Origin of the sequence: Pandoraea morbifera (assembly GCF_902459575.1) — a bacterium.
In the GTDB taxonomy this organism is placed as follows: domain Bacteria; phylum Pseudomonadota; class Gammaproteobacteria; order Burkholderiales; family Burkholderiaceae; genus Pandoraea; species Pandoraea morbifera.
Window position 1 is genome coordinate 41,221 of sequence record NZ_CABPSD010000017.1, and the last position, 25,933, is coordinate 67,153.

Genomic DNA, 25,933 nt, shown 5'->3' on the forward strand with positions numbered 1-25,933 from the left:
GGCAGAGTGACAGGGCAACGGCGGCGGCCGCGCGTCGCGATCGCTGGGTTGGGATGCGGCGCGCCGCTGGCGCAGTCGAATCGGAATGCATGATGAAGAGGTCCCCCGGGCAGCCATCTGGTCGAATTCGTCGAAATATACCTTCCCGACGGTCGATTTGTCGTTGGGTTGATTCCCAAGGGTGGATCGGAGATGTCCGGGAATTGACCGGGAGACGACGTTTTTCGGTCGTCGTCTCCCGGCGTGGCCGTTGCGCGTCAGCCGGTGTTGCGCAGACCGGCCGCGATCCCGTTGATGGACAGGTGGATGCCGCGCCGCGCGCGTTCGTCCGACTCGCCGGCGCGGTGACGCCGCAGCAGCTCGACCTGCAGGTGATTGAGCGGATCGAGGTACGGGAAGCGATTCTTGATCGAGCGGGCGAGCAGCGGATTGTCGGCGAGGCGCTCGTCATGGCCGGTGATCAGGGCAAGCGCCTGCGTCGTGCCCTGCCACTCGGCCACGATCCGGCTGAAAACGCGCTTGCGCAGTTTTTCGTCCGGTACCAGTTCGGCGTATCGCGAGGCCACGGCCAGGTCGGTCTTGGCGAGCACCATGTCCATGTTCGAGAGCAGATTCGCGAAGAACGGCCAGCGCTTGACCATCTGACGCAGGGTGTCGAGGCGCTTGTCCCGGCCGGCGGCGTCGCCGTCGTCCAGATACGCGCTCACCGCGCTGCCGAAGCCGTACCAACCGGTGAGCAGCAAGCGGCATTGCCCCCACGAGAAGCCCCATGGAATGGCGCGAAGGTCCTCGATGCGGCGGTTCTTGGGGTCGGAGAACTTGCGCGACGCGGGGCGCGACCCGATGTTGAGCTCGGCGATTTCCGCGATCGGCGTGGCCGAGAAGAAATAGTCGGTGAAGCCCGGCGTTTCATAGACGAGGTTGCGATACGCGGCAAACGCCGTGTCGGACAGTGCCTGCATGACCTGTTCGTATGCGGCCAGGCGCGGCGGCTGGTTGCGACTGGGCAGCAGCGTGGCTTCGAGCGTGGCGGCCACGATCGTCTCGAGATTGCGCCGTCCGATTTCCGGATTGGCGAACTTGCTCGCGATGATCTCGCCCTGCTCGGTCAGGCGAATCTGTCCGTTCACGGTACCCGGCGGTTGCGAGAGGATGGCCTGATAGGTCGGGCCGCCGCCGCGTCCGACGGTGCCGCCCCGGCCGTGGAACAGGCGCAGGCGAATGCCTTTCTCCTCGAACAGGCGCACCAGCGCGAGTTCGGCCTTGTACAACTCCCAGTTCGAAGTGAGGAAGCCGCCGTCCTTGTTGCTGTCGGAATAGCCGAGCATGACTTCCTGCTCGCCCCCTTGCTGCACCACGACCTCGGACATGCCGGGAATGTCAAAGAACTCTCGCATGATGACCGGCGCATTGCGCAAGTCGGCGATCGTCTCGAACAGCGGAATGACCATGGCGCCGACCTTCGGCTCGACGGCCTTCGCGCCCTTGCCGCCCAGGGCGCCTTGAAACAGGCCCGTCTCCTTTTGCAGCAGCATGACTTCGACCAGATCGCTCACGGTTTCCGTGTGCGAAATGATGTAGTTGCGCACTGCGCGCGCGCCGAAGCGGGCGCGAATCTCGCGCGCGGCGGCGAATACGGCCAGCTCGTCGCGCGTGCGTTGCGAGTAATCGAGATACGGCGAGAAGAGCGCACGCGGCTCCCGCAGTTCCCGCAACAGCAGCGCAAGCTTGGCCGCTTCGTCGAGTTTCGCGTAGTTCGCTTCGACGCCGGCCTTGGCGAAGAGCTCGGCAATGACGGCTTCGTGCACGTCGGAGCTTTGGCGCAGGTCGATGCTCGCGAGGTGGAAGCCGAACACCTCGGCGGCGCGCACGAGCGGGCCGAGGCGTTGCGAAATCAGCGCGCTGCCGTGATGCGCCATGAGCGACGCCACGACCGTGTTCAGATCGGAGATGAATTCGCTGGCGTCGAGATATGGGCTTGCGTCGCCGACCGCGCCGCGATGCGGCACGTGGCCGACCCACTCGCGCGCGGTCGCGGCCAGGCGCGCATACACGCCGATCAGCGCACGGCGATAGGGCTCGTCGGTCCGGTGCGGCGAGTCGTCGGGCGAGCGGCGCGCCAGGGTGAGCAGCGCGTCGCTGGCACCGGCGAGCAGTTGCGAGACGGAGAGCTCCGCGCCCAGCAAGTGCACTTCCTCGAGGTAGTGCGCGAAGATTTCCGTGGCCTGCCGCGTGATGGCCAGTTGCAGCGTCTGGGCGGTCACGTTCGGGTTGCCGTCACGATCGCCGCCGATCCAGCTTCCCATTTGCAGGAAACGTCCGAGACCTTCGGCGCGCACGCTGGGCACGGCGTCGTGCAGCTCGGCGGCCACATCGTCGTAGAGCGCCGGAATTTCGGACAGGAACGTGCTGCGGTAATACGACAGCGCGTTCTCGATCTCGTCGGCCACCGTCAGGCGCGAGCTGCGCAGCATGCGCGTTTGCCAGAGCGTGGTCACGTAGGCACGCATCGAATCGGTGTTGCGCGAGGATTCGCGCTCGGTGAGTGCGTCGTCGCGATGTTCGAGCAGGCGGGCGATCTCGCGCTCGGCGTCGAGAATGCTCTTGCGCTGGACTTCGGTCGGGTGAGCGGTCAGCACCGGCACGATGAGCGCACTGGCAAAGAAGGCCTGGAGCGTGGCGGGATCGGCGCGATCGGCGTCCTTCAGGCTTTGCAGCGCGGCGCGAATCGTGCCAGGCTGGGCGCGGCTGCCGGCGAGCGCGTGCACGCGGCGTCGGCGGTTGTGGTGCCGATCCTCTGCAATGTTCGCCAGATGCGAAAAGTAGCTGAACGCACGCACCACCTGGATGGCCTGTTCATTGGTCAGGCCGTTGAGCAGCGTGTCGAGTGCCTTCGCGGCGCTGCGGTCACCCTCGCGGTGAAAGCGCACGGCATTCTGGCGGATGGTCTCGACGAGATCGAACGCATCGCTGCCCTGCTGCTCGCGCAGGACGTCGCCGAGCAGGCGGCCGAGGAAGCGAATGTCCTCGCGTAGCGGGGCGTCCTTGTCTTCGCGCGAACGGCGGGCCTTGGGTGCCGCGGCGGCGTCCGCCCCGCGTTTCGCCGGGCGGGGAGTGGATGGGGCCGCGGCTGCTGCCTTCGCGGGGGGAGTGTTGCCGACCGACTTGGCGAGGCCCTCTCGCGGGGCTTTTGCCTTTGCGCTGCTCTTCATGTCGCTCCTCTCGAGACCGGCCGTTGGGGCCGGTCAAGCGTGTTACCATTTTTTCTTTTGGTATTCACGCGGTTGCTGAATGAACTTCGCTGCTCCTGAAACCCTGGTGATCGCGTCGCGCGAGAGCCGCCTCGCCATGTGGCAAGCCGAACACGTGCGTGACGCGCTGCACAAATTATATCCGCAGTGCCGCGTCAGTATTCTCGGAATGACGACCCGAGGCGATCAGATTCTCGACCGCTCGCTGGCGAAGGTCGGCGGCAAGGGGCTGTTCGTGAAGGAACTCGAACTCGCCCTGGCCGACGGCCGTGCCGATCTCGCGGTGCATTCCCTCAAGGACGTGCCGATGCAGTTGCCCGAAGGCTTCGCTCTTGCTGCGGTGCTCGATCGCGAGGATCCGTGCGACGCCTTCGTGAGCAACGACTACGACAGCCTCGACGCATTGCCCGCCGGGGCGGTGGTCGGCACCTCCAGCCTGCGCCGCGAAGTGAGTCTGCGCACCCGTTATCCGCACCTCAAGGTCGCACCGTTGCGGGGCAACCTCGACACGCGCCTGGGGAAGCTCGACCGCGGCGATTTCGCAGCGATCATCCTTGCGGCGGCGGGCCTCAAGCGGCTCGGCCTCGGGGCGCGCATCCGCGCGGTCATTCCCACCACGGCGAGCCTGCCTGCCGCCGGGCAGGGTGCGCTCGGCATCGAGGTTCGGGCCGGACGCCAGGACATCCTGCAATGGCTTGCGCCGCTGCATCACGCCCGCACCACGCTGGCCGTGAGCGCGGAGCGTGCCGTGTCGCGGGCCCTGGGCGGCTCGTGTCAGGTGCCGCTGGGCGCATTCGCCGAATTCACCGCGCAGGGCGAACTGGCGTTGCGCGCTTTCATCGCGTCGACCGACGGCGCCACGGTGCTGAGCGCACAAGGCGCCGCGAACGTTGCCGAAGGCGACGTGGCCGGTGCTGAAGCACTCGGCCGGCGAGTGGCGCAGGAACTGATCGATGCGGGCGGACTGGCGTTGGTGCCGCCGTCCGACCTCAAGGACCCACCCGTTTGAGCTCGCGCGCACCGGCAATGCCTCCCGTCGCGGCCGGGGTCCGCGTGTCCGGCGCGTCCGGCGCGCTTTGCGCGATTCTCACGCGTCCCGACGGCCAGGCGGACGGCTTCGCCAGGGCGTTGAACGTCGAAGGGATCGACACGCTGGCGTTTCCGTTGCTGCACATCGCTGCGCAGACGGACGCTGCCTCGCTCTCGGCGCTCGATCGCGCGCTGCGTTCGCTCCCGGCTTACGCGCTCACCGTGTTTGTATCACCCAATGCCGTGGCGCATGCCCTGGCACGATTCGTCCATCTGCATTCTCGCGATAATCGAGACGCGGCCGACGCCCATGCCGGCGATCTGTGGCCGCAGGCGCTGCCGGTGGCGGTGGTCGGGCCGGGCAGTGCGCAGGCGCTCGCCGAGGCGGGCATTGCGCCGCCCCGGCACCGGGTGATCGTGCCGCCGGGCGGGCCCGCGGCGCGTTTCGATTCGGAGGCGTTGCTCGAACAACTCGACCTCGCCGCACTGGCGGGGCGCCGGGTGCTGCTGGTGCGTGGCGACGGCGGGCGGGAATTGCTCGCGGACACGTTGCGCGCGCACGGTGCGCAGGTCGATATCGTGAGCGCCTACACGCGGCGCGCGCCACAACCCGACGCGCTCGCCTGGGCGGCGCTCGAAGCGCGGCTGGCATTGCCGGGGCGGTGCGTGTGGGTGCTTACGAGCTCAGAAGCGGTGCGGCATCTGGCCACGCTGCTCGCGGCGCGGTACGGTACGCGTGACGGCGTGCACACGCCGGGCACCCCGCAGGTGCTTGCCCAAATCCTTGCGACACCGTGTTTGACGTCGCATGCGCGCATCGCCGATGCCGCGCGGGCAGCGGGGTTTGATAGGATTACGCAGTGCGCGCCCGGCGACGAGAACTTGCTGGCGGCACTCAAAACATGGGCGGATCCCATTCAAGTCAAGCATGACGACAGATAATCGCGTTCCCGAGTCTTCCCAAAACCCGTCGGCGCCGAGCGGCGCGGCGGCGTCAAACAGCACCGCGAGTACCGCGTCGGGCGGTGCCACCTACGGCACGGCGGGCGCCGTGCCGGCCTGGCAACCGCCCGAGCCTCCGCAGAAGCGTCGGGGCACGGGGGCGGCGCTACCGTGGCTGCTCTTCGTGCTAGTGTCTGCCGGGGCCGGCATTGGCGGCTGGTCGCTCAACCAGAAGCTCGACCGCGTGCAGCAGGAAATGGCACGCCGGCAGCAGGCGGGCGACGCACAGGTGATGCAGGCGCAAGTGCGCACGGCGCAGGCGCTCGACAACCAGCGTGATTTGCAGAACCGGCTCACGGCCCTCGAAGGGCGTGTGGCCGATTCGCGCAGCCAGCAGGCCGCGCTCGAGCAGCTCTATCAGGAACTTGCGCACAACCGTGACGAATGGGTGCTTGCCGAAACCGAGCAGATCGTCACGAGCGCCAATCAGCAATTGCAGCTCACCGGCAACGTGCGTGGTGCGCTCATCGCGCTGGAAGGGGCGGACGCGCGTCTGGCCCGCACCGGCGCGCCGCAACTCGCCGGCGTGCGCGACGCGCTGAAGAAGGACATCGACCGCCTCAAGGCCGTGCCGGCTGCCGATCTGCCGCAACTGACCGGCAAACTCGATCAGGCCATCGCCATGATCGACACGCTACCGTTGCAGGCCGAAGAGCAGCGCGTCGCACCAAAGACGGACGCCAGCGGCCCCGCCGGGGCGGGGGAGACGGGCTGGGTCGCCACGTGGCACCGCCTGTCATCCGAAATGCTCGGCAGCCTGAAGCAACTGGTGCAGGTTCGCCGTCTGGACGACCCTGACGTGATGCTCGTGGCGCCGGAGCAAGGCGCCTTCCTGCGGGCCAACCTCAAACTGCGGCTGCTCAATGCGCGCCTGGCGCTGCTCGCGCGCAATGCGTCGGCCGTGCATGGTGACGTGGTGGTGGCGCAGGCCGCGCTCGACAAGTACTTCGACGGCAAGTCGCGGCGCATTGCCGCGGTCAAGACGCTGCTCGACCAGATCGATGCGGGCGCCCGCACGATCGAACTGCCGACCCTTGACGCCAGCCTGACCGCCATCGGTCAGGTCAAGGACGTCAAGGACAAGCCGTAAGGAGCCGGGCATGCGAGGACTGATCTGGTTGACGCTCCTGTTCGCGGTGGCGGCCGGTTTTGCCGTGCTGGCCACGTTCAATCACGGCCAGGTGGTGATGTTGGTGCCGCCTTACCGGGTGGACGTATCGCTGAACCTGTTCGTGCTGGCGATGCTGGCGTTGTTCGTGGCGCTGTACGTCATCATTCGCGTGCTGCGCAACATCTACAAGATGCCGGAGCGAGTGGCGGCGTATCGCAATCGCCAGCGTAGCCGCCGCGCCAACATTGCGTTGCGCGACGCCGTCGCAAACCTCTTCGCCGGACGCTACACCCGTGCCGAGAAGGCCGCGCGCGAGGCTGCCGAGCAGGACGACAATCGTGGCGTGGCCGCGATCATCGGCGCTCGCGCGGCGCATCGCATGCGCGAGTTCGCGCGTCGCGACGCCTGGCTGGAAGAGGCGCAGGGCGCCAATCTGGAAGAAGCGCGTCTGCTGCAAACGGCGGAACTGCGCGTGGACGCCCGCGATGCGCAGGGCGCCCTTGACGCCCTCACGGAAATGCGTGCGCAGGGCGCTCGTCGCATGCAGGCGCAACTCGTGGCGCTGCGTGCGCATCAGCATCTGAAACACTGGCCCGAAGTGCTGGGACTGCTCAAGATGCTGGAAAAGCGCGAGGCGTTGCATCCGGCGCTCGCTGCCAAGCTCAAGCAAACGGCCAGCGAAGGCATTTTGCGCGATCACCGTCACGATGCCGACGCGCTGCTCAAGTGCTGGCAAGCGCTGCCGGCCGATGCACGGACGTCATCGCGCATTGCCGACGTGGCGGCCGAATTGCTCGTCGCGCTCGATCGTCCGCGCGAGGCGCGCGACATCGTCGAGGCCGCGCTCGCCGAGCACTGGGATGCGCGTCTGCTGCGCCGCTACGCCGAGTGCGCGGGTGGCGATGCGTTGCCGCTGATCCAGAAGGCGGAAGCCTGGCAGCAACGTCACCCGAACGATCCCGACCTGCTCTACGTGCTGGGCAAGCTGTGTCAGCACCAGCGTCTGTGGGGCAAGGCACAGACTTTCCTGGAAGGGGCGCTGCGTCACACCGACGACCGTCATTTGCAGCAACGCGTGCATCTGGCGCTTGCGCAGCTCTTCGAAGGGCTGGGCCAGATGGAGCAAGCTAACCGTCACTACCGCGCTTGCGCGACTGCCTGAGCGGAAAGCCCGGTGGCAAACGCGCCATCCCGATCGAGACACCCGCGCAATGCGGGTGTTTTTTTGCGCGTGAGGCAGCGTCGCGTCGAATTAGCCGGGCTCAGACAACGCGGGCGACGCCGGCAGCATCGGCAGTGCGCCCGAGGCGCCACCGCCGAAGGTGAACTGATAGTACATGGCGAAGGTGGCGGCGAGCAGGTCGTCGAGCGGCGGTCGCGCGTAGACGCGAGGGTCGCCCTCACTCGCCCGGCGCAATCCACTCAGCAACGCGATGCAATCCGCATAGGCGAGATCGAGGTCGTCATAGCTGTCCTGCAATGCCGCGATGTCCGCCATGCGCTTCATCAGCGCCGACGCATCGACCGCATGCAGCATTTGCAGGTTCTCGTGGATCGTCGTGAGCGCAGAAATGAGGGTGCCGGCGTTGTCCGACTCGAGCGCACCGTCGATGACAGCGTTCGTCACCTCGTGGCGGGCGCTCGCGGGCGCGTGGCGCAGGAGCGCGCTCACCAGTTCGCGACTGTCGCAGAGCCCGGCGAGATGCGAGATATCGTTGGCGATCCTCAGGCAGGCATCGGCGCGGTCCTGCTCGGGCAGACTCTCGATCGCATGGGCGAGCGCGGTCACTGAAGGCGGGCCGGCGAGTTCGCCGCACCGCCCCACGCCATCATGAATATGCCGCCACTCGCGGGACCTTGCCGTGTGCGGCATTTGCCGCAGGAAGGCAAGCCGTGTGGCCAGCAGTCCGAGAAACCGCTCGTTCACACTCGCCATCGCCAGGTCGGTCGCAAGCGCGACGCTGTCTCCGCTTTGCCTCAGCAGGCCGTCGCTCGCCGCGGTAATCATGCGCGGTTCGAAGTCCAGCGCCAGCGCATACAGCGATTCGAAGCCTTGCAACCAGCCATGCGTTGTCTGTTGCTCGGCATGCCGGCGGATCAGGCCTTCGAGCACGTCGCGTGCTGCCGGGTAGTCCGCGGTGCGCAGGAAGTGGGAGACGGCTGCACGCGCCTCGGGGGACGCCTCCGTGTCGGACAACTTGCCGAGTGTGAGTTCGAGCGACGGGTTGCCGTGGAGCGAGGTGGTACCTGGCGTGCTGTGTGTCGCATGTGGCACATGGCGGGCGTGGGGCGCTTGGGGTGACGGCAGTCCTCGCTTCAATGTCGGCGCGTACCCGGACGCGAAGTCGCCCAGGTCGATGGCGTTGCGACGTTTGATGACGCGCACCGCCTTCGGCGGGAGCATCAGTCCTGGCGCAGCACTCTCGGGCGCCGCCATGGGCCCGTCGTTCGCGCACGCGCCGTGCGCGAGCGCATGGAAGTCCTTAACGAACGGCGACCGGGGCGTGGTGCGCGCGCGGCGGTCGGCTTCGGGCGGCGCCGACGCGGGGCTGGCTGCTGCGGGGCCGGACGAGCCGGACGTGCTGGAACGGGGCGTGGAGGCGGGCGACAGGAACATCGTGAGCGTCTCTTCCTGGAGGCTGAGGGAGCGCTCACTGTGCGACGCAATCGAGCCGTGCGACTTTCACATTGCGTCCGACCGATCCGCGGACAAGTCACATATGCCGGAGCGGGCTCGCCATGGCCGCCACGAGAACTTGCGCCGCTGCCATGTCGCGCGCGCGTCCGTCGCCGTGCGCCTTACGCCTTATGCAATACGCCGGGCGCAATTGGCGCCGTTGTCGCTACTCGATAGCCGTGGCTTCGTTGCCCGAGCTCTGTCGCAGCGGCAATTCCGGCAGGCGGCTCAAGGCGACGATGGCCAGTGCCGCGATGAATGCGCTGCCGGCGAAGAAGGCGCCGAATGCGAGCCGCAGATGACTTTCCATGCCCGCCGGCGCGCCGCCCGGACGCAGAAAATCGGTCAGCTCGCGTGGTGCGCCACCGTCTCCCGAGACCAGCAAGCCGACGATCAGGGCGCCGAACATGGCGACGCCGATCATGCCGCCCAGGGCGCGGAAGAACGCATGCGCGGCCGTGGCGATACCGATATCGCGCGGCGCGACGGCGTTCTGGGTCGCCACCGTCATGACCGGCATGGCCGAACCGAAGCCGATGCCCACGAGCGCGAGACAGAGCGCAATGACCACCAGTGGCAGCGACTGCACGCCCAGGGCGATGACCGCCAGGCCCAGAAACGCCACCGGCAGCCCGATCTGGGGCGGACGCTTGTAGTGCCCCGTGGCGCGCATGTAATGCCCGGCACTGAGCGCGCCGACCACGATGCCCAGCAGCGGCAGAATCAGCATCAGCCCGGAGCGGCTCGCGGACTCGCCACGTTGCAACTGGAGGTAGAGCGGCACATAAATGCCGATACTGATGTTGACCATCATGACGAGCACCGCCATGGTCGAGGTCATGCGAAACACCGGGTTGGCGAGCAGTGCCAAGGGCAGCAACGGCTCACGCACGGAGCGTTGGTGGCGCAGAAATACGCCGGCCACGACCACCGACGCGGCGACCAGGCCCCCGATCTCCAGCGACAGCCAGTCGTAGCGATGCCCGCCCCACGTGAGCGCCAGCAGCAGACACACGGTGGCGACGATCAGCAACACGGAGCCGAGGTAATCGATGCTCGGACGGCCCTCGCGGCGCGGCAGGCGGCGCAGCGCGCGATCGCTCAGGTAGATGGCGAGCAGCCCGAGCGGGAGGTTGATCCAGAAGATGAGCGTCCAGTTCAGGTACTGCGCGAACACCCCGCCCGTGACCGGACCGGCAACGCCGGAGACGGCGAACATGCCCGAGATATAGCCCTGGTACCGCCCCCGCTCGCGAGGCGAGACGATGTCCGCGATCACGGTGTTCGACAACGCGATGAGCCCGCCGCCGCCGAGCCCCTGCACGCCGCGCGCGACGATCAGTATGAGCATGTTCGGCGCCAGCGCGCACAGCACCGATCCCACGAGAAAGACCGCCACGCTCACGGCGATGACGACGCGTCGCCCGAACAGATCCGAGAGTTTGCCAACGATGGGCGTGATCGCGGTCGACGAGAGCAGATAGGCGGTCACCACCCAAGACACCGCGTCGAAGCTCCCCAGATCCCGCGCAATGGTGGGCAGCGCGGGCGCGACGATGGTCTGGTCGAGCGAGCCGAGGAACATGATGAGCAGCAGTCCCGAGAGGATCTGCTTGACCTCGGCAGGCGTGAGGGAGACGCCGGCCGGCGTCGTCTGGGAGTCGTTGGCGGGCATGCGGAGTCGGGGGGCAAAAAACAGGCCGTCCCGGAGAGGACGGCCTCAGACATGTTACTCCGATGGTGGCAGCGCGGCCAGCCACCCCGTGGCACCTCGGTCTCGGCGGTCGAGACGAGGTTTCGTCAGTCGATCCGGTGCGGCGTCATCGGTTGACGAGGCGCGCCGGGACCGAGAGCGTGAGGAGTCCGCCGAGCACCATGAAGGCGGTGAGCAGGAACATGCCGCTATTGGTGCTTTGCGTGGCGTCCTTGAGAAAGCCGATCAGGTACGGGCCGACGAAGCCCGCGAGGTTCCCCAGCGAGTTGATCATCGCGATGCCGGCTGCCGCGGCAGTGCCGCCGAGAAACGCCGTGGGCAGGCTCCAGAACAGGGGCAGCACGACCATGATGCCCATTGTGGCGAGGGTGAGCGCGACCATGGCGAGTTGCGTGTTGTGGCTCCAGGTGGTCGACAGGAACAGGCCGACGGCGCCGAGGAAGGCGGGAATCGCAATGTGCCAGCGGCGTTCGCCGCGCAGGTCCGAGCGACGCCCGACCACGACCATGGCGATGACCGCGAAGAAGTAGGGAATCGCAGTGAGCAGGCCGATCTGCAGCGGGTCCGTCACGCCGGTGCCCTTGATGATCGTCGGCAGCCAGAAGCCCACACCGTACAGGCCGATTACGAACGAGAAGTAGATCAGGCTCATCATCCACACGCGCCCGCTGGAGAACACCTGGCTGAGCGGCAGGTCTTCCTTGGTCAGCACGTCGCTGGCAATGTTGCGCTCGAGCATGGTCTTCTCGGCGTCGTCGAGCCACTTCGCGTCGCGGATGCGGTCGTCGAGCACGAACAGCACGGCAATGCCGATCACCACCGACGGGATGGCCTCGAGCAGGAACATCCATTGCCAGCCGGCGAGCCCGTTCACGCCGCTCATGTCCTTGAGAATCCAGCCCGAGAGCGGCCCGCCCACGAGTCCCGAGATCGCCACGGCCGTCATGAACCACGCGGTCATGCGCCCGCGGCGCGACGCGGGGTACCAGTACGTGATGTACAGAATGATGCCGGGGAAGAAGCCCGCTTCGGCCACACCGAGCAGGAATCGCATGACGTAGAACATCGACGGGGTGGTGACGAACATCGTCGCGCCCGAGATGATGCCCCACGAAATCATGATGCGCGCAATCCACACGCGCGCGCCCACGCGGTGCAGGATCACATTGCTCGGCACCTCGAAGATGAAGTAGCCGATGAAGAAGATGCCCGCGCCGAGGCCGAACACGGTCTCGGAGAACTTCAGGTCGCCGACCATCTGCAACTTGGCGAAGCCCACGTTCACACGGTCGAGGTAAGCAACCACATAGCAAAGCAGCAGAAACGGAATCAGCCGCCAGCCGACCTTGCGGTAGGTGGCCGCTTCGAAATCCGCCGATGGCGCATCGGTCATCGGCGACGGGGGCGTCGGAACGCTGTTCATACGAATCTCCTCCGGTTTGACGTGGTGTGTCTCTTTATGGTGTGAATCCGGTAACGAGTACGACGACTGCGGGTACGACGACTGCGAGTGTGACGACTGCGGGTACGACGACTGCGGGGTGACAGACCAGTTAAGGCATGCGGTAACGGGCGGCGGCTCAGATGCAGCGCCCGCCGTCGACTTCCAGGCAAACGCCGGTGATGAAGGCGGCGTCGTCGCTCGCGAGGTAGAGGCAAGCGTTGGCGATGTCCTGCGGAGTGGAAAAGCGCCCGAGCGGAATGCCGGCGAGGAATTTGGCGCGATTCTCGGGGGTGTTGGGCACGCCCATGAACTCCGCGGTCAGGCCGGTATCGCCGATGACCGGATTGACGCAGTTCACCCGGATATTGCGCGGGCCGAACTCGGCGGCCATGGCCTTGCTGGCGGTAATGACGGCACCCTTGCTGCCGTTGTACCAGACGAGTCCCGGGCGCGGGCGCACACCGGCCGTCGACGCGATGTTGATCATCACCCCGCCCCCGCGCTGCTGGAAGTAGGGCATGACCGCGCGTGCGCTCCAGAAAATGCTTTTGACGTTGACCGCATAGACTCGGTCGAATTCGGCCTCTGTCACTTCGAGCATCGGCTTGTTGCGATGCGTGGTGCCCGCGTTGTTGACTACGACGTCGAGCTGACCGAAGCGGGTGACGGCTTCGTCGAGCAGGGTGACATGATCCTCCTCGCGCGACACGTCGCCGTATACGAAGGCGGCGCGCCCCCCGGCGTGGGTAATTTCGTTCGCGACACGCTCTCCGGCCTCCCGGTTCAGATCGTTCACGATGACGGCCGCGCCTTCGCGTGCGAAGGTCTTGGCGATACCCTCGCCGAAGCCGGAGCCCGCGCCGGTGACGATGGCGACTTTGTCTTGCAAACGCATGCCTTGTCTCCTGAGTTGCCTGTGATGAACGCGGCGCCCGCGTGCATGACCCCGGCCGGATCGGCCCAGACAGGGCAGGCACGGGGCGCCGGATGTCGAGCCGCGCGCTTTTTCGAGGTTTCGAGGGGCGCGGGCCGCGAATCACCCGTGCCGGATGGCGACCGTCTTGAGCGTGGTGAAGCCATACAGCGCTTCAAACCCTTTTTCGCGCCCGTGCCCGGAGTGTTTCATGCCGCCGAACGGCAGCTCCACGCCGCCGCCCGCGCCGTAGTTGTTGATGAAGACCTGCCCCGCGCGGATTGCCCGGGCGAGTCGCAACTGTCGGCCGCCGTCGCGCGTCCAGACGCCGGCCGCCAGCCCGTAGGGGGTGCCGTTGGCGAGTCGCACGGCGTCGGCTTCGTCGGTAAACGGCATGGCGGCGAGCACCGGTCCGAACACCTCCTCGCGAGCGAGGCGGTGAGTGGGCGGCACGTCGCGCAACAGCATCGGAGCCTGATAGAACCCCGCCTGCGGCGCACTGCCGATCACCTCGCCCTGCGACATGACGGCGATGCCGTCATGCTGTGCTTCGGACAGGAAGTCCCACACGCGTTGCTGTTGTCGTGCGTTGATGAGCGGCCCCAGATCGAGATCGTCATGCGACGGCCCGACGCGAAGATGGGCGAACGCCTCGGCCAGATGCGCGAGCACGGTTTCGTAGGCATCGCGCTCGACCAGCAGGCGGCTGCCGGCCGAGCAGGTCTGTCCCGCGTTCTGCACGATGGCGTTCACCACCACCGGCAGTACGGCGTCCATGTCGGCGTCGGCGAAGATGATCTGCGGCGACTTGCCGCCCAGCTCCAGCGTGACCGGCGTGTGGTGCTCGGCCGCCATCTGCGATATGAGCGTTCCGGTCGCGGGCGAGCCGGTAAACGAGATGTGGTCGATGCCGGGATGCCGGGCAAGTGCGGCACCCGCTTCCGCGCCGTACCCCGTGACGATGTTGAGCGCTCCCGGCGGCAGGCCGGCCTCTAGCGAGAGCTCCGCCACGCGCAGCAGCGAGAGGCAGGCGTCCTCGGCCGGCTTGACCACGCACGCGTTGCCGGTCGCGAGCGCGGCGGCCACGCTGCGCCCGAAGATCTGCAGAGGGTAGTTCCACGGAATGATGTGCCCCGTCACACCATGCGGCTCGCGCACGGTGAAGACGGTGAAGCCCTGCTGGTATGGAATCGTCTCGCCGTGCAGTTTGTCGGCGGCACCGGCGTAGAACTCGAAGTAGCGAACGATCGCCGCCGCATCGGCGCGCGCCTGCTTCAGCGGTTTGCCGGTGTCGCGCGCTTCGCGTTGCGCGAGGTCTTCCTGATGCCTGGCGAGCAGGCTGGCGAAGCTTTGAAGCATGCGCCCCCGCTCGGCGGCGGACGTGCGTCCCCAATCGCCCTCGAACGCGGCGCGCGCGGCTTGCACGGCGCGGTCGATGTCTTCGGCGTCGCCTCGGGCGATTTCGGCAAAGGGCTGGCCGTCGGAAGGATCGATGACGGGGATGACGGCATTGGCCGCACTGGCGGAAGTGGCAGAACCGGCGGCCCGTCTTGCGGGCGCGACCCATTGATTGCCGATGAAGTGTGTAGCTTCGGGCATGTCGACGGCACCTCGTGTAAAGGGTGGAGCCATTATCACTTAACTCGCGACAGCGTTGACGGTCGTATCAGGTGCATCCGCATAAACACCTAAAACAATTGCATTGCAATTAAAGCTATTTTATTGCAATTTTTTCTCGCCTATCCTTGATCACATCAAATCGCCAGACGGGCGCTCGGTTGAGTACGACAGGCCGAGGACCAGGGTCGTGGAGACCGTGGCAACCCCCGACGGCCAAGGCGTTTCAGGGCAATCGTGTTCCTTCGGAGTAGGCAGCAATGAACAATGCAGTAACGCGCGGCACGTTGGTCTCTCGATTGCAGGACGCGCTCGGCGCCACCGCCGTGCTCGGTGAGGCTTCCGACACTGCCGGATACACCGAAGACTGGCGCGGGCGTTATCGTGGCGAGGCATTGTGTGTCGTGCTGCCGTCGTCGACCGCGCAGGTGAGCGACGTCGTGAAGCTGTGCGCGGCGGCGGGGGTGCCGATCCTGCCGCAGGGCGGGAATACGAGTCTTTGCGGCGGCGCGGTGCCGCCTGCGGTCGGCGCGGCGCCGGTCATTCTCAACCTCGCGCGCATGCGTCAGATTCGCGACGTCGATGCCGCCAACGGGTCCATGGTCGTCGAAGCCGGGTGCATTCTGAAAACCGTGCAGGACACTGCCGCCGCGGCGGGGCGTCTGTACCCGGTCAGTCTCGGCGCGGAGGGATCGTGTCAGATCGGGGGCACGCTTTCGACGAATGCGGGTGGCACGAGCGTGCTGCGTTACGGCAACACGCGCGAAAACGTTCTCGGCCTCGAAGTCGTGCTGGCCGACGGGACGATCTGGAACGGCCTGCGCGCGCTGCGCAAGGACAATACCGGCATCGATCTCAAGCAACTGTTCATCGGTGCCGAGGGCACGCTGGGCATCATCACGGCGGCCGCTCTCAAACTGCATCCGTTGCCCACGCATCACGCGCTCGCCTGGTTCGCGCCACGCGATCCCGCCGCTGCCGGACAGATTCTGGGCATGTTCCAGAACGCCTGCGGCTCGCGTCTGTCGGCGTTCGAAATCATGAATCGCCATCAGCTTGAACTGGTGCTCGCCAATGTACCGAATCGTCGCAATCCGCTCGGCGGGGCGCATGACTGGCATGTGCTCGTGGAACTGGGCGACACGCGCGACGCCGAAGGGCTCGAGGCCGTGCTGACCGAAACGCTGGGCGAGGCCATCGAGCGGGGACTGGTGGAAGACGCGGTCATCGCGGCGAACGAGACGCAGCGCGCCGACCTGTGGGAAGTGCGCCACAGCGTGAGCGAAGCCAACAAGAAGGCCGCGGTCGGCCTGACGACCGATTGCGCCGTGCCGGTGTCGAGCGTGCCGGCGTTCATCGACGCGGCAACCCGCGCCGTGCAAGCGATCGTGCCGGGCCTCGACATTGCCGTGGTCGGCCACATGGGCGACGGCAACGTGCACTTCATTCCAATGTTTTCGTTCGACGACTGGGACGCGCTGGCTGACAGTGCCGCGATGGGCGACGCGATGCGCGCCTGCGTGAACGACGTGGCGGCGCGCCTGTCGGGCACGTTCAGCGCGGAGCACGGCGTGGGCCAGACGGGCCTGCCGCTCATGGCGCGCTACAAGTCGCCCGCCGAACTCGCGCTCATGCACCGCGTGAAGGCGGCGCTCGATCCGAACCAGTTGCTTAACCCGGGGCGCCTCGTTCCCTGAACCCCCGGGCCCGCGAGGGCCTCGGGACCACGTCAACGTTTTGCTGTTTGTTTTGCCATAACTGCGCGCGCGGCGGCTGTGCCTCTGCGCTCCGCTGCCGCGCCCACCCTCCCAGCCAAGACCGGAGACCATGATGAAACGCAAGACCTCCGCAAGCCCGCTCGATACCACCGCCGACAACGCAGCGACGCTCGCACAACCGGGCCGCCGCACGGCCATGAAGACCGCGCTGCTCGGCGCCACGGCCGTGGCTTTCCCGTTCGTGTGGACGCCTTCGCGCGCCGCCTCCAAGCGCATCGTGGTGCGCGACGATGGCGGGATTTACACCAAGGCTTATGACGCCGTGTTCTACAAGCCGTTCGCCAAGGCGACCGGCATCGAGGTCGTGGGTGTGCAGGCCAACGCCGAGCCCACCGCGCAGATCAAGAGCATGGTCGAGGCCGGCAGCTACACGTGGGACATGGCCAAGATCAGCCAGCCCGCGATCCTGTTGCTGACCGGGGGCGGCAAGGAATATCTGGAGCGCCACGGCCTCGAGTCGGATCCGACCATCGCCAAGATTCCCAAGCAGTACATGTCGCCGTTCGGGGTGGGCACCAACATCTATTCGACCGTGCTTGCGTATCGCACCGACGCGTTCAAGGGCCGCAAGGCACCGTCGTCGTGGGCGGATCTGTGGAACGTGAAGGACTTCCCGGGCCGGCGCTCGCTGCGCAAGTATCCGTTCGACACGATCGAGGAAGCGCTGCTCGCCGACGGCGTGGCACCGGGCTCGGTGTACCCGTGCGACTTCGACCGGGCGTTCAAGAGCCTGGACAAGGTCGCCAAGCAGGTGGCGGTGTGGTGGACCACGGGCGCGCAGGTCGAGCAGATGCTCGGCTCGGGCGAAGTGGACATGGTGGCCACGTGGGCCTCGCGCGCGCAATCGGCGCAGGCCAACGGCGCGCCGGTCGAGATCGTGTGGAACCAGAACATCTGGGGCTGCGATAACTGGTCGATCCTCAAGGGCACGCCGAATGCGCCCGCCTGCCGCGAGTTCATCAAATTCGCGAGCGATCCGAAGCGTCAGGCCGAACTGGTGAAGTTCTTCCCGGCCGGCCTCACGCAACCGGAAGCGTTCAACTACGTGAAGCCGGAAATCGCGAAAAACTGCCCCACGTTCCCCGAGAACATGAAGAGCGGCGTGCACATTAACGCGCAGTTCTGGCAGCAGAACCAGAGTGCCGCGCTCGAACGCTTCAATCGCTGGATCCTGACCTGATCCTCACCTGCCGTTTCGTTTCATGTTTTATGGGGTGCTGATCTCATGACCATTGCCAATCTCCAGGTGTCGGGCCTGTCCAAGCGCTACGGCGATTTCGTCGCGCTCGCACCGACCGACCTCGATGTCGCCCAGGGCGAATTCCTGACCTTGCTCGGGCCCAGCGGCTCGGGCAAGACCACCTTGCTCTCGCTCATCGCGGGTCTGTCGCAGCCCGACGCCGGCGCCATTCGCATCAACGGGACCGATGTCACGTACGGCGCGCCGTACGAACGCGACATCGGCATGGTGTTCCAGAACTACGCGCTGTTTCCGCACATGACGGTCGCGGAGAACATTGCCTTCCCGTTGCAGATGCGTCGCACCGACGCACAGGCCGCACGCAAGAGGGTCATGGACGCGCTGGAAATGGTGCATCTGCCGCACGTGGCGGAGCGCTATCCGCGCGAGCTCTCGGGTGGCCAGCAACAACGTATCGCGCTCGCGCGATGCATGGTGTACCGGCCGTCCATCATCCTGATGGACGAGCCGCTCGGCGCGCTCGACAAGAAGCTGCGCGATCACATGCAGCTCGAGATCAAGCGCATTCACCGCGAGCTCGGCACCACCATCGTGTATGTCACGCACGATCAGGAAGAAGCGATGACGATGTCGGACCGCATCTGCCTGATGAACGCGGGCGAAATCGCTCAACTCGGCACGCCGGACGATCTGTACTTCCGTCCGAAGAGCGTGTTCGTGGCCGACTTCCTCGGCGAGTCCAACCTGCTCGACGCCACCGTGCTCGAGCGCGCGGGCGATCAGGTTCGCGTGGCCATGCCCGGCGTGCAGGGCTCGCTCGGCGCCGGCGCCATGGTCTACGACCCGCAGGTCGAGCGCGGCCGTCCGGTCAAGCTGATGCTGCGTCCGCAGAACCTGCACATCCACGACGGGCAGCCTGCGGCCGACGGCATGGCCACGATTTCGGCCAGGCTCACCGACATCATGGTCACTGGCGGCATGACCAAGCTCTACCTGCAATCGGCGCTCACCGACGGCGACGCCGGCAAGTCGCTGGTGGCGGCGTTTCCCACGCATCGTCAGGGCAACCGCTTCGAGATCGGCCAGACGCTCGGTCTCGCGTGGCGTGCCGACGACGCCGTGGCGATCGCGGGGTAAGCCATGAGTGCCTCCGCCGTGGTTCGTCCCTCGTCCTCCCAGCCCGTCCACCCCGCGCCGCGCCGATCGCCGTGGCGAGCGCGCATGCGCCCGCTACTCATGGCCGCGCCGATCGTCATTCTGCTGGCGGTCATGCTGATTTACCCGGTCGGTCAGCTGTTGCTTCTCAGCATTCGTGGCGAAGGCGGCTTCACCCTGGTCGAGTACCAGCGCCTGTTCGCCTCGTCGGTGTATGTCGAAGTGTTGCTCATCACGCTGAAGGTCTCGCTGTACACGACCTTCTTCTCGGTGCTCACGGGCTACCCGATCGCCTATCGTCTCTCCACCCTGAGCGGTGCGCGCAAGCAGCGCCTGCTGTTCTGGCTGCTGCTGTCGTTCTGGACCAGCTTCCTCGTGCGCACGTTCGCATGGGTGGTGCTGCTCGGGCGCAATGGCGTGATCAACCGCACGTTGCTCGACCTGGGCCTGATCGACGCGCCGCTCTCGCTGCTCTACAGCTTTCCGGCCGTGGTGCTCGGCATGGTGCACGCGCTGATGCCGCTGGCCGTGCTCACGATGCTCTCGGTCATGGAGAACATCGACCGTCGTCTGCCGAGCGCGGCGTCGACGCTGGGCGCACGTCCGGGAACGGTGTTCTGGCGGGTTTACTTCCCATTGTCGCTGCCCGGTGTGGCCGCCGGCGCGCTGATGGTCTTCGTGACCTCCATCGGCTTCTTCATCACACCGACGCTGCTTGGCGGTCGCCATGAAACGATGATCACCCAGCTCATCATCGACCAGGTGATGCAGGCGTTGAACTGGGGCTTCGCCGGCGCGATCTCGGTGCTGCTGCTGGCGGTGGTGCTCGCGGTGTTCTTTATCTACGACCGCATGGTTGGCCTCTCGACGATGGCTGGCGGCGCGGGCGACGTGAAGGCTGGCAAGCGACGCGGCGGCTGGACCCGTGTGCTCGGGGAAACGGTGCTCACGGCGCTGGGCCACGCGACCGATCTGCTGCTGCGCGCGCTGCCTCGCAGCCAGCGGGAGCAGGGCGATGGTCTCGTGCTTCGCGTCGTCGTGTTCCTGCTGGTGGTGTTTCTCGCCGCTCCCGCGCTGCTGATGATTCCGATGTCGTTCGACTCGGCTTCCGGGCTCGCCTGGCCGCCGAAGGGCTTCTCGCTCCAGTGGTACCAGCAGATCTGGGAATCCCCGCTGTGGATGCAGGCGGTGACGCGCTCGATGCTGGTGGGCATCGGCGCCGGATTGCTGTCGATGCTGATCGGCACGCCGGCTGCCTTCCTGCTGGTGCGTGGCGGCATGCGCGGCAAGTCGGCCATGCTCGCCTTCGTGCTCGCGCCGATCGTGGTGCCGCGCATGATCCTCGCCGTGGGCGTGTTCTATTTCTTCGCCAAAGTCGGCCTGGTCGGCTCCAGCGTGGGGTTGACGCTTGCGCACACGGTCGTGGCGGTGCCGTACGTCGTCATCACGATGATGGCCGTGCTGCGCAACTACGACACGCGTCTCGACCTGGCGGCCTACAGCCTGGGCGCGCGCCCGTGGGCGACCCTGCGTCGCGTGACGTTCCCGATTCTCGGCGCGGGGCTGCTGTCGTCGTTCCTGTTCGCGTTCGCCACGTCGTTCGACGAACTCACGATAGCGCTATTCACGTCGGGCGGACTGTCGACCACGCTGCCCAAGCAGTTCTGGGACGAGATCACGATGCAGATTTCGCCGGTCATCGCGGCCGTCTCCACGTGTCTGTTCCTTTTCATTGCCGCACTCATCTGGGTGGCCGAGCGTCTGCGCCGGCGCAGTCTCGCGACCTGATCGCGGGGCGCCGCGCGCGCCGCCCGGACTTTCCCGTACTCTCGAACCACGGACGTTTAACTCATGCTTCGCTCCGAACAACTCAAGGGCATTCTGCCGGCCATTCCCACACCGGTGAACGCCGACGACACCATTCATTCCGACGCCGCGCGTGCATTGCTGCGCTATCTGCTCAAGCAAGGCATCGACGGCGTGGTGCCGCTCGGCGGCACCGGCGAATACGGTGCGCTCTCGCGCGCCGAGCGCGTGCGCATGGCGGAAATCACCGTGCAGGAAGTCAAGGCCCACGGCCGCGACGTGCCGGTGATCGCCGGCGTGCTCGACCCGGGCTATCACGACGCCATCGGCGCCGGACGCGATTTCGCGGCCGCGGGCGCCGACGGATTGCTCGTGCTCACGCCTTACTACACGAATCCCACGCAAGCCGGCATTCGCGACTACTTCCTGCGATACGCCGACGAATCGCCGCTGCCGATCCTTATCTACGAAATTCCGTATCGCACCCGCATCGCGATCGCGCCGGAAGTGCTGCACGAGCTCTCGCGCCACGAAAACATCGTGGGCATGAAGGCCTGCAACACCGACATGTGGCATTTCCTGCGCACGGTGGCGGGCGTGGACGCGTCGTTTGCGGTGCTCAGCGGCGAAGACACGCTGTTCCCGCTGCACGTGGCGGCGGGAGCGCGTGGCGGTATTTTGGTCACTGCGTCGCTGCTGCCCACGGCATGGCAGCGGATCTTCGCACTCGCGGCCGAGGGCAAGACGGCCGAGGCCCTGACGGTGCATCGCTCGCTCATTCCGCTCATGAACCTGGCGTTCGCCGAAACGAACCCGGGGCCGATGAAGTCGGTGATGGATCTGATCGGGGTGAATGCGCCGGCGATGCTCGCGCCGCTCGTGCCGCCCGCCGCAGCGCTCTCGAGCGAGCTGCGTGCCGAACTCACGCGTCAGCTGGCGATTTTCGAAGGCCGGTGAGGCTTGGCCGGTGTCCGGGTGCGCCCGGACGCCGGACGGCGGCTTACCGGCGGAATGTCGACAGGCGCGATTTGGAGATGGACGTCGCCGCCACCTGAACGTGAGGCGCGAGTTCGGCTTCCACGCGTTCGCGGGTCCAGCGCGAGGTGGGCACCGAGATGTTGATGGCCGCGACGGCCTGTCCGTCATGATCGGTAATCGGCGCGGCGACCGAAATGTCGCCCATCACCGTTTCGCTCTCGACGATGGCATAGCCCCGGCGAGCGGCTGTCTGGATACGCTCGAGAAGTTTCTTCTCGTCGATGACCGTGTACGGCGTCATCGGTTCGAGCGGCGTTTGCGCCAGGATTTCCCGCACGCGCGCCTCGGGCAGTCGCGAGAGCATCGCAATGCCCGACGCCGTGAACATGGCCGGCAGCCGTGCGCCGACCACGATGCCGATATTCACGAGGTGCTGGCCCGGAAAACGCGCGATGTACACGATCTCGTGGCCGTCGAGCTCCTGGAGGTTGGTGGTCTCGCCGACACGCCGGAAGATGTCGAGCAGATACGGCGCCGCCTTCTCCACGAGATCGTTCGCGCGGATGTAGTTGAACGAGAACTGGAGCACTTTCGTGGTTAGCCCGTAAGTGCGGGTTTCCGGCACGCGAAAGAGATAGCCGAGCACTTCGAGCGTGTGCACGAGCCGCTGCGTGGCGCTGCGATCGAGCCCGGCGGCTTTGGCGATGTCGCCCAGCGTCATGTAGCGCGCCGGGCCGTCGAAGGCGTGCAGCACCTGAAAGGTTTTTTCCGTCGACCCCACGAACAGGGACGAACGCGACGTCGATTTGCCGCTACCCGCCGTCCCGGTGGGCGGGGTCGAGGAGGCAGCGGAGGTGTCTTCGGTGCGGCGGGGTGACCGGGTGGACCGGGCGGTCGTGCGCGGCATGGCAGGTACCGGTATGTTCGGATAGTAACGATAGTGATTGTAATGCAATTGTTTGTGAGCGACTAACGATTTGTCCCGTACCGGCAGTGCATTGCCATGCACGATGCACCGCTGCGAGACACCAGGGCGACAAGGAATTGGGGGGAAGCGATGCGGGCATTTTCCTGCGTGGAGGATTACCGGCGGGCGGCGCGGCGGCGGTTGACGAAGCTGGCGTTCGATTATCTGGAGGGCGGTGCCGAAGACGGCGACGCCTTGCGACGCAATCGGGATGCGTTCGGGCAGTGGGGGTTTTTGCCGCGCGTCATGACGGATACGTCGCAATGTTCGGCGGCGACCACGTTCTGGGGCCGCGCGGCCAGTGCGCCGATGGCGGTGGGGCCTACCGGCCTGAACGGTCTGTTCTGGCCGCGCGCGGACGAGTTGCTTGCCCGGGCGGCGGCCGATGCCGGATTGCCGTTCGTGTTGTCGACCGCGTCGACCTCGTTGCTCGAAGACGTGCGCGCGGCGGCTCCCGACGCGCAACTGTGGCTTCAGTTGTACGTCCAGCAGGATCGCCGCATCGCCGAGAGCATGATGCGCCGCGCACGCGAGGCGGGTTTTCGCACGCTGCTGCTCACCGTGGATACGCCGGTGCACGGCAAGCGCGATCACGACGTGCGCAACGGTTTCAAGCTACCGCTACGCGTCACGCCTCGGCTGATGGCAGATTGCCTGCGGCATCCGCACTGGAGCTGGCAGATGCTGGCCCACGGGGCGCCGCAACTGCGCAATATCGCGAAGAGTGTGGGCGAGCGGGCCGACCTGGCGCGCCATGCGGCCATGTTGAGCCGTCAGATGGACCTGTCGCTCGGTTGGGACGACCTGGCCTGGGTGCGGCGTCATTGGCCGGGCGAGGTGCTCGTCAAGGGCATTCAGACGGTGGATGACGCCCGTCAGGCGCAGGCGCACGGTGCCGACGGCATCGTGGTCTCGAACCATGGCGGCCGGCAACTGGGCAGCACGCTGGCGCCGCTCGAGGCACTGGAGCCGATCGTGGCGGCGGTGAGCGCGAGCGGCCCGGGCATGGCGGTATTCGTCGACGGCGGCGTGCGGCGCGGGGCCGACGTGGCCAAGGCCGTGGCGCTCGGCGCCAAGGGCGTGCTGCTCGGCCGTGCGCCGTTATACGGTGTCGCCGCATGCGGCGCGGCGGGGGCCGCCGGGGTGCTGGCGCTGCTGCTCGACGAGTTGCGCACGACGATGCAATTGTTGGGCTGCGCCGGCGTGGACGACCTGACGCCGGCACGGCTGGCCAGACTGCCGGCGCTACAGGGGGGGCGGGCAAACCCGCTATAATGTTCCGCGCCCGATTGCCGTCGGGCGGCGCGATACCCGGCCGGTCGGCGGGGGAATGCGCCGCGCGGCGGCACGCCCATTTTCATACACAGGAATGCCATCATGAGCTTCAACCACGTGCCTGCCGGCAAGGACATCCCCAACGATTTCAACGTCATCATCGAAATCCCGGCGCAAAGCGACCCGGTGAAGTACGAAGCCGACAAGGATCTGGGCCTGCTGGTCGTTGACCGCTTCATCGGCACGGGCATGCGCTACCCGGCCAATTACGGCTTCATTCCGCAAACGCTCGCGGGCGACGGCGACCCCGTCGACGCGCTGGTCGTCACGCCGTTCCCGCTGCTGGCCGGCTCCATCGTGCGTTGCCGCGCGCTGGGCATGCTCAACATGACCGACGAATCGGGCGTGGACGCCAAGCTGGTCGTCGTGCCGGTCGACAAGATCTGCCCGATGACGGCGCACATGAAGTCGATCGACGACGTGCCGGGCTACCTCAAGGACCAGATCAAGCACTTCTTCGAGAACTACAAGGCGCTCGAGAAGGGCAAGTGGGTCAAGGTCGAAGGCTGGGAAGGCATCGAGGCCGCTCACAAGGAAATCGTCGACGGCGTGGCCAACGCGAAGAAGTGAGCGTCATGGCTCGCGCGGGTGGCGCCCGGCGCCGCCTTCCGACATCCGAAAAACCCGGCGTCATGCCGGGTTTTTTGTTGCCCGTCTGAAAGCGGCGCCGAGTTCGGCGACAATGGCTGGCGATCCGGTGTCGGCGCGCGATTGGCGCGGGCCGGGCCGGCACAGGGGGTGTCGCGGTCGACACACAGGCAGGCAGACGAGGGGGAAGCGGTGAGCAGCGACGTGGTCATTCGTGTGGTGCATTCGATCGAAGACGTATCGGCCGACGCGTGGAACGCGCTCGCCGGCGGCAATCCATTCGTGCAGCACGCCTTCCTGAACGCCATGCACACGAGCGGCTGCGCGGCCAAGCGCACCGGCTGGCAGCCCGCCTATCTGCTCATGCATGCGGGCGAGCGCCTTGTCGGGGCGATGCCGCTGTATGTCAAATCGCACTCGCGCGGCGAGTACGTTTTCGATCACGCCTGGGCCGACGCGTTTGCCCGCCACGGCCTGGACTACTACCCGAAGCTGCTGTGCGCGGTGCCGTTCTCGCCAGTCACCGGACCGCGCCTGCTCGCGCGCACGCATGCCGAACGCGTGGCGCTCGCACGCGGCGCGATCGCTTTCGCGAAACAGGTCGAGTTGTCATCGATCCACGTGCTGTTCGCGCACGACGACGATCTGGCGGCGCTGACCGAAGCGGGCTACATGCTTCGCGAAGGCGTGCAGTTCCATTGGGAGAATCCGGGGTTCGCCACGTTCGACGATTTCCTCGGGCAGATGAACCAGGAAAAGCGCAAGAAGCTCCGGCAGGATCGACGCCGCGTGCGCGACGCGGGCGTGACGTATCGATGGCTGCGCGGCGCCGACATCGACGACGCGGCGCTCGACTTCTTCTATCGGTGCTATGAGAACACCTATCGCGAGCACTGGAATGCGCCGTATCTGAGCCGTGGCTTCTTCGGTCAGGTGCACGCGGCGCTGCCCGACGTGCTGATGCTCGTGATGGCCGAGCGCGACGGCCGACCGCTCGCCTGTGCGCTGAACGTGATCGGCGGCGACACGATGTACGGCCGTTACTGGGGCGCCACGGACTTCGTCTCCGGCATGCATTTCGAGACGTGCTACGCTCAGGGCATCGAATACTGCATTGCCCATGGATTGCGCAGTTTCGAGGGCGGCGCGCAGGGGGTGCACAAGATGGCGCGCGGGTTGCTTCCCACGCCCACCTGGTCGGCGCACTGGATTGCGGACACACGTTTTGCCGATGCCATCGCCGAATTTCTCGACGCGGAGACGACGGCGATGGATGAGCACATCGGCGAGCTCGAGGCGCATACGCCGTTCAAGCGGCATACGCCGTGACGCATGCCGCCCATGACGACGCCACCGTAGGCGACGGG

At 66.6% G+C, this 25,933-nt stretch carries 19 protein-coding genes; 12 read left to right on the plus strand and 7 right to left on the minus strand.

Going from position 1 to position 25,933, the window contains the following annotated elements; all coding sequences use genetic code 11:
- Positions 1-257: 257 nt before the first annotated feature.
- Positions 258-3,212 carry a phosphoenolpyruvate carboxylase gene (ppc, locus tag PMO31116_RS21005; RefSeq protein ID WP_150568392.1) on the minus strand — a complete coding sequence of 985 codons (2,955 nt, stop codon included), beginning with the start codon at positions 3,210-3,212 and terminating at the stop codon, positions 258-260.
- Between the two features lie 79 nt (positions 3,213-3,291).
- Here ppc and hemC point away from each other — a divergent pair, with 79 nt between their 5' ends.
- From hemC to PMO31116_RS21025, 4 genes are read left to right on the plus strand one after another with little or no spacing between them, the layout of a single operon-like run.
- The gene (gene hemC, locus PMO31116_RS21010) at positions 3,292-4,260 is read left to right on the plus strand and encodes a hydroxymethylbilane synthase (protein ID WP_150568393.1); all 969 of its coding nucleotides are present in this window, start codon (positions 3,292-3,294) and stop codon (positions 4,258-4,260) included.
- 44 nt (positions 4,261-4,304) lie between these two features.
- Positions 4,305-5,222: a uroporphyrinogen-III synthase gene (locus tag PMO31116_RS21015; protein ID WP_174971645.1), complete on the plus strand. Its 918-nt coding sequence runs from the start codon at positions 4,305-4,307 to the stop codon at positions 5,220-5,222.
- Positions 5,209-6,372: a uroporphyrinogen-III C-methyltransferase gene (locus tag PMO31116_RS21020; RefSeq protein ID WP_174971665.1), complete on the plus strand. Its 1,164-nt coding sequence runs from the start codon at positions 5,209-5,211 to the stop codon at positions 6,370-6,372. The genes PMO31116_RS21015 and PMO31116_RS21020 overlap by 14 nt, the downstream gene beginning before the upstream one ends.
- Positions 6,373-6,382: 10 nt before the next feature.
- The gene (locus PMO31116_RS21025; protein WP_150568396.1) at positions 6,383-7,555 is read left to right on the plus strand and encodes a heme biosynthesis protein HemY; all 1,173 of its coding nucleotides are present in this window, start codon (positions 6,383-6,385) and stop codon (positions 7,553-7,555) included.
- A 90-nt stretch (positions 7,556-7,645) separates the two neighbouring features.
- Here the strand turns inward: PMO31116_RS21025 and PMO31116_RS21030 are convergent, their stop codons facing one another.
- The 5 genes from PMO31116_RS21030 to PMO31116_RS21050 all read right to left on the minus strand — a co-directional run bounded on the left by PMO31116_RS21030 (position 7,646) and on the right by PMO31116_RS21050 (position 14,740).
- The gene (locus PMO31116_RS21030) at positions 7,646-9,010 is read right to left on the minus strand and encodes a hypothetical protein (protein WP_150568397.1); all 1,365 of its coding nucleotides are present in this window, start codon (positions 9,008-9,010) and stop codon (positions 7,646-7,648) included.
- Between the two features lie 226 nt (positions 9,011-9,236).
- The gene (locus tag PMO31116_RS21035; protein WP_150568398.1) at positions 9,237-10,745 is read right to left on the minus strand and encodes an MDR family MFS transporter; all 1,509 of its coding nucleotides are present in this window, start codon (positions 10,743-10,745) and stop codon (positions 9,237-9,239) included.
- A 145-nt stretch (positions 10,746-10,890) separates the two neighbouring features.
- Positions 10,891-12,207 (minus strand): MFS transporter, encoded by a 1,317-nt coding sequence (locus tag PMO31116_RS21040; RefSeq protein ID WP_246185415.1) that lies wholly within the window; start codon positions 12,205-12,207, stop codon positions 10,891-10,893.
- Between the two features lie 157 nt (positions 12,208-12,364).
- On the minus strand, positions 12,365-13,123 hold the full coding sequence (locus PMO31116_RS21045; RefSeq protein ID WP_150568399.1) for an SDR family oxidoreductase: 759 nt from the start codon (positions 13,121-13,123) through the stop codon (positions 12,365-12,367).
- Positions 13,124-13,264: 141 nt separating this feature from the next.
- Positions 13,265-14,740, minus strand: a complete 1,476-nt coding sequence (locus PMO31116_RS21050) for an aldehyde dehydrogenase family protein (protein WP_150568400.1) — start codon at positions 14,738-14,740, stop codon at positions 13,265-13,267.
- Positions 14,741-15,018: 278 nt separating this feature from the next.
- Here PMO31116_RS21050 and PMO31116_RS21055 point away from each other — a divergent pair, with 278 nt between their 5' ends.
- From PMO31116_RS21055 to PMO31116_RS21075, 5 genes are all read left to right on the plus strand, one after another.
- Positions 15,019-16,455: an FAD-binding oxidoreductase gene (locus PMO31116_RS21055; RefSeq protein WP_150568401.1), complete on the plus strand. Its 1,437-nt coding sequence runs from the start codon at positions 15,019-15,021 to the stop codon at positions 16,453-16,455.
- 217 nt (positions 16,456-16,672) lie between these two features.
- Positions 16,673-17,716 carry an ABC transporter substrate-binding protein gene (locus tag PMO31116_RS21060; protein ID WP_150568417.1) on the plus strand — a complete coding sequence of 348 codons (1,044 nt, stop codon included), beginning with the start codon at positions 16,673-16,675 and terminating at the stop codon, positions 17,714-17,716.
- A gap of 45 nt (positions 17,717-17,761) precedes the next feature.
- Positions 17,762-18,874, plus strand: a complete 1,113-nt coding sequence (locus PMO31116_RS21065; protein ID WP_023597092.1) for an ABC transporter ATP-binding protein — start codon at positions 17,762-17,764, stop codon at positions 18,872-18,874.
- 84 nt (positions 18,875-18,958) lie between these two features.
- The gene (locus PMO31116_RS21070) at positions 18,959-20,680 is read left to right on the plus strand and encodes an ABC transporter permease subunit (RefSeq protein WP_246185416.1); all 1,722 of its coding nucleotides are present in this window, start codon (positions 18,959-18,961) and stop codon (positions 20,678-20,680) included.
- A gap of 63 nt (positions 20,681-20,743) precedes the next feature.
- Complete coding sequence (locus PMO31116_RS21075) at positions 20,744-21,655, plus strand: dihydrodipicolinate synthase family protein (protein ID WP_150568402.1); 912 nt, start codon at positions 20,744-20,746, stop codon at positions 21,653-21,655.
- Positions 21,656-21,698: 43 nt separating this feature from the next.
- Here the strand turns inward: PMO31116_RS21075 and PMO31116_RS21080 are convergent, their stop codons facing one another.
- On the minus strand, positions 21,699-22,583 hold the full coding sequence (locus PMO31116_RS21080) for an IclR family transcriptional regulator (RefSeq protein ID WP_150568403.1): 885 nt from the start codon (positions 22,581-22,583) through the stop codon (positions 21,699-21,701).
- Positions 22,584-22,733: 150 nt separating this feature from the next.
- On the opposite strand from PMO31116_RS21080, the gene PMO31116_RS21085 reads away from it, so the two are divergent.
- From PMO31116_RS21085 to PMO31116_RS21095, 3 genes are all read left to right on the plus strand, one after another.
- Positions 22,734-23,918 (plus strand): alpha-hydroxy acid oxidase, encoded by a 1,185-nt coding sequence (locus PMO31116_RS21085; protein WP_150568404.1) that lies wholly within the window; start codon positions 22,734-22,736, stop codon positions 23,916-23,918.
- Between the two features lie 102 nt (positions 23,919-24,020).
- A complete protein-coding gene (gene ppa / locus PMO31116_RS21090) occupies positions 24,021-24,548 on the plus strand; it encodes an inorganic diphosphatase (protein WP_023597087.1) in 528 nt (175 codons plus the stop codon).
- A 210-nt stretch (positions 24,549-24,758) separates the two neighbouring features.
- On the plus strand, positions 24,759-25,895 hold the full coding sequence (locus tag PMO31116_RS21095) for a GNAT family N-acetyltransferase (protein ID WP_150568405.1): 1,137 nt from the start codon (positions 24,759-24,761) through the stop codon (positions 25,893-25,895).
- The last annotated feature ends 38 nt before the right edge of the window (positions 25,896-25,933 follow it).